Raw genomic sequence first — 3,748 nt, forward strand, 5'->3', positions numbered from 1 at the left:
TGCTTCTGGTGCAACTTCAACTACACCAATAGTAATACAAGAGTCACCATGAAATTCTTGATAATAAGCACCTGTATCTACTTTTAAAACATCACCAACTCGAATGACTTTTTTCTTATTAGGAATACCATGTACAACTTCATTATTTATAGAAGCACAAATAGAACCGGGAAAACCATGATAACCTTTAAAACTTGGTGTTGCTCCCATTTCCCGAATACGTTTTTCAGCATAAGCATCTAGGTCAGCAGTAGTCATTCCTGGTTTAACAATTTGAGAAATTTCTTTGAGTACCGTTGCCACAATTTTACACGATTGTCGCATAATTTCTATTTCTCGTTCAGATTTAATTTCTATGCCACGACGTTGTTTTTTCTTAACAGGACGTGGTTTAGGTTTTGCTGGAGTTGTGAGTATATTACTAAAAATTTTCATCTTTTGGTACAAGTTGTTAAATATTATGGTGTCTGAAAATTGAGGTATTTAGAAAGATTTTCTACTAATAATTAGTTAGTAGATTTTTAGCATACCATAGTAAGATTGACATCTCCTATGGAAAAACCAATCAATGTAGTCTTTAGAGTAGTGGTGTGACACACCTAAAATGTTCCAATAGTAGGAGCGGGTTCTGCGTTAAATTAATCTTGCTAAACATTAAATCAGATGAACACGCTCCACTGCACTTCCCGAAGGGTAACCCAAAAACAATAAAACTTTGTTGGGTTTCACTTTGTTCTACCCAACCTACATTTTTGGGCGTTTCACTCTACTACAAGCTCAATAATTATTACTAGAAATGCCTCTTACTTTGAGATTGGGAAATTATCAATTGTTAGAGAGGTAATTATCCATTATCAATTAATTAAAATCAGTTCTCTGACTTCGTTAAAATTACTTTTGAGTCTGTATTTTGCTTAGGTTTATTTTTACTAAATAAACCACTCATAATAATACCTGTTATTAACATCCACATTAAACCGATACCATTTAATAGTACATAAAAAGGTTTAATTTCGTCGCCAAGATATTCCGCTTCGTGAATTACCATTAAAATATGTGCCTGGTCTCTGGATAATCCAAACCAATTTCTACCCAGTCGATAAGCAACTCCTGTAATTACAGTGACAAATAATGGCAAAAAAACTATTGGAGCGACTACTTTATGCAGTTGACGAAATTTTTGTTTAATCATCTCTATATTAGATCCTGTTTGAAGTTAAAAATTATATGGTAATTGTGAGATACTTGAGAATTTGAGAGTCAGCATTCAGGTATTAGGAGTAAGCTTTTTCTAGATCGTAATTTACTCAAAGCTTTTTAATTAATGAGGAAGATTAGCTAATCTGCTTTGAGAGTTTGAGAGTGACTTTTAATTTTTGCTCAGTCTTTCAATTATACTTCATCTTTCAAAGATATAGCGTTTCTCAAGTTACTGAGGTACAGTTGTTTTTCTTCTTTGGTATTACCATCTTCCCCGAATTACTACTCCCTACTCCCTACTCCCTACCCCCTAAAACCAAACAATTTTGTACCTCACGCTTCTTGGGAATTGCTATAGTAGATTAATAGCTGACAGCTAAATGCTTAAATTTGAGAAAATAGGTAACAGTCAATTTTTCATCAATCATTCCCGATTAAAATCCAGTTTACCGTATAATTTTATTCATAAAAATGGTCGATCTTAAATTACTTTCATTTACTCTAATACCAGTCATAGATTTCTAGATCAAAACCCTACGAATTTAACTTCCGAATAAACTCTAAAGGTAAACCATCAGTATCCGCAATAAACGCAACTTCATAAACATTATTTCCAATCATTTGTTGAGTAGGTTCTAACAGAATTTTTAATGGTTGAAACATTTCAGGTTGTTCTACTACTGCTGAATCAAACTGTTGTTTTAAAGAACTTAACCAACTAGGTAAATCACCAACATTTTCAGTCAAATCAAATGATAAATGATAATATCCAACATAATGTTCATCCCCAAAAGCATCAGGTGCAGGCTTAGGTTCGGGAATTTGAATTAGTTCAATTCTACCATTTAATCCTTCCATCCAACAGGCCAAAGTATAGCCTGTGGTAAAGCGTTCACAAACTATAAAACCTAATTTTTCATAGAAAGCGATCGCTCGATGAATATTAGCAGTCCGAATCGAAGCATGGTGCATTTATTCTAATCAAATAAACTTTACTTCCAAGATTAATTTTCTACCTTTAAGGTTTCAAATTCATTAACTGATAAGATAATTATTTCTTTGGATAGACTTTTAATTATCAATTATTAGGAGAGGCTTTAAACCTTTGCGGATTAATTATCAATTATTAATTATCCATTGGTAAAGTTGTACCATTTTGAAAAAAGAATATTACGAATAGTAAGAGCGATAAAAAGACTTTACAGGAGATATCCGTTGGACAAAAAATATGATTTATGACCTAAAAAACGGTATTAAAGGCATTCATTCTGACTCCTGACTCCTGACTCCTGACTCCTAAAAAGTACCCTAGCTATTTGTAGCAAAAATTTATCAAACTGGTATTACTCAAACAATCGAAAATAGGGATACCTAACAGGTACTCCTTCCTCTTTGTCCAATTGAAAATTAATTACTTCCCAGCAAGGTTCATCCTTTGGGTCAGGACTAAATTCTACAGGTAAACCATAGAGTTTAGCTAAACAAGAGTCGGAATTAGCACGCCAAGGGGTACTACGTTCCAAATAAGCACTAACTAACTCCCGATATCTTTGAGCGATAATCACACGAGTAGCCCTATATCCTTGAGTATATAATTGGTCTAGAGCCTCATGGATTTCAAACCTAATACCATCGGCATGAGTATGTTGCCGATACCACTGATTATTCCAAAGACGCCAGTGACGGCCAGAGTGAAGATGAAACAATTCACCAGTATTTGGGTTAGCTTCAAATGCCCCATGACGAGGACATAAATAAGTATCTGTTAGGGTGAGAGCTGGAATGGTCTGGTGACAGTGAGGACACTGAATCTCAGGACCAAAGATTGGATACTGGAGAGCGGGGTTGGTAGAGAATTGGGTCATTTCAGTTATTAGTTATTAGTTATCAGTTATTAGTTATCAGTTATTAGTACCTCCGGCTGTATTGGGAGGCTTGAAATATGAAATTTCTTTTCTCTTGGTCGATTGGATACGGCGAGTTTTCTTCGCCATCCCATCCTAGGTCAAGCTCGGCAATTCAAGTCGGCGATAGCTGAAACGACCGCTTTTTATTCCCTTGAATAGGGGAGGCTTAAAACCCTATTTTTTGGTCATAGGTGATGACTTAAAATTGTAATTAAGGGAGGTTGCATAAATGGGGGATGATTTTAATAGTTTTGTATAGTGGGCATCTTGCCTGTTCCTTATATTTTAGGGCAGGCAGGATGCTTGCCCCACTTATACCAGTTTCAAAAAATAATGCTACATTAACTTTTTTTGTAGTTAGGGAAGACCTGAATTTTGGTATATAGGAAAATTAGATAAAGAGCAAGGTTTTCCCTATTTTCTATTTCGTACGGACGCCCTTATGCAACGTCCCTACTCCTTTTTTACTGTAATGACCTTTTTTGAATTTGGTATTACTGAATAATTAATAATTATTAACTAGCTATCAGCTTGAGCGCATTTAGCTGGAGCGCTCTTCAATTCGAGGGTAACGGTCCCCCACAAGAGGAGCGAAAAAATTAGTGGTGCGCTTTGCGTGGGGGGGGGAAAGAATCCCCCAT

General features: G+C 35.4%; 4 protein-coding genes. All 4 read right to left on the reverse strand.

Features of this window, described 5'->3' with window-relative positions:
• The coding region (locus F6K22_RS35295; RefSeq protein WP_293109186.1) for a M24 family metallopeptidase at positions 1-435 on the reverse strand (435 nt) is incomplete at its 3' end.
• A gap of 433 nt (positions 436-868) precedes the next feature.
• Positions 869-1,192: a PepSY domain-containing protein gene (locus F6K22_RS35300; protein WP_293109188.1), complete on the reverse strand. Its 324-nt coding sequence runs from the start codon at positions 1,190-1,192 to the stop codon at positions 869-871.
• Between the two features lie 542 nt (positions 1,193-1,734).
• Positions 1,735-2,172, reverse strand: a complete 438-nt coding sequence (locus F6K22_RS35305) for a VOC family protein (protein WP_293109190.1) — start codon at positions 2,170-2,172, stop codon at positions 1,735-1,737.
• A 371-nt stretch (positions 2,173-2,543) separates the two neighbouring features.
• Complete coding sequence (locus tag F6K22_RS35310; RefSeq protein WP_293109192.1) at positions 2,544-3,065, reverse strand: TIGR02652 family protein; 522 nt, start codon at positions 3,063-3,065, stop codon at positions 2,544-2,546.
• Between the last annotated feature and the right edge of the window lie 683 nt (positions 3,066-3,748).

Source organism: Okeania sp. SIO2F4, from assembly GCF_010672385.1.
GTDB lineage: Bacteria > Cyanobacteriota > Cyanobacteriia > Cyanobacteriales > Microcoleaceae > Trichodesmium.

Excerpts from the sequence above, each read along its gene's own strand:
- F6K22_RS35305 (WP_293109190.1), bottom strand. The coding sequence starts at position 2,172 with ATGCACCATGCTTCGATTCGGACTGCTAATATTCATCGAGCGATCGCT.
- F6K22_RS35310 (WP_293109192.1), bottom strand. The coding sequence starts at position 3,065 with ATGACCCAATTCTCTACCAACCCCGCTCTCCAGTATCCAATCTTTGGT.
- F6K22_RS35300 (WP_293109188.1), bottom strand. The coding sequence starts at position 1,192 with ATGATTAAACAAAAATTTCGTCAACTGCATAAAGTAGTCGCTCCAATA.